At 34.7% G+C, this 950-nt stretch carries 1 protein-coding gene; it reads right to left on the reverse strand.

Annotation, left to right across the window (positions count from 1 at the left end):
* Positions 1 to 447 precede the first annotated feature (447 nt).
* Positions 448 to 950, reverse strand: a 503-nt coding sequence (gene ytvI / locus CEF22_RS10695) for a sporulation integral membrane protein YtvI (RefSeq protein WP_100403984.1), incomplete at its 5' end; no start/stop codon positions are given.

Below are 950 nucleotides of genomic sequence, written 5' to 3' on the forward strand. Positions count from 1 at the left end.
ACATTTTTAACGATATCAGCAATTTGAGCAATCGTTGTCGTGACCACTAATTGATCCTTCTCCTCTTTTGCTGTCCCTTCACTATTAGATGACGAGCAAGCCGTTAACATCATCGCTAGTATAAGTGTAAACATGACATACATTTTTTTCATTTTATGATCCTCCTTTTTGTTTCATGCCAGTTTTTTGCCCGAACGCAACTTTTAAGCTAAAAAAAACTCCTTTCTTTTCTATGCTATGTATGAACATAAGAAATGTTTTATGCCCAGAACTAATTAAGTTGCCTATATACAAAAAATAAAGCATAAAGCAACTTTAGTCAAGAATGATTTTCATTCTTTTTCATATTTTGAAATGATGTTGTTACATACTACTGTATCAACACAACATATATTACACTTGTTTCCATAAAAAAAATCAGCCTTCTATAATAGAAGGCTGATACCGTTAAATTTTCCATCTACTTTTTAAAATCCCCGCTTCTCGTAGCGTATCATAAACAATGACGATCGCTGGTCCAACGAAAAAGCCGATAAACCCTAATATTTTAAAGCCGACAAATAAACTAATTAAAGCCGCTAACGGAGAAATCCCCATGTTGGATGAAAAGACTTTCGGTTCTAAAATACGGCGCACAACTGTAATTACAATAAACAAAAGAATGAGCCCAATGCCAAGGAATTGGTTTTCTTGGAAAAAGGAAATCACTGCCCATGGAACAAGTACAGACCCGGTTCCTAAAATCGGTAACACATCGACGAAAACGATTAATATCGAAAGTAACACGGCATACGGTACTTGTAAAATAGATAAACCGATAAACGCCATTAAAAAAGTGACCGCGCTTAAGAAAATTTGCGCTTTAATAAAGCCAACTCCTGCTTTATTTAATTGACCGGTAATTAAATATAATTTCTCTTTTGTTGAGTCCTTTAAATGCCGGTCCGTTT

This window comes from Bacillus sp. FJAT-42315, from assembly GCF_002797375.1.
GTDB lineage: Bacteria > Bacillota > Bacilli > Bacillales > Domibacillaceae > Bacillus_CE.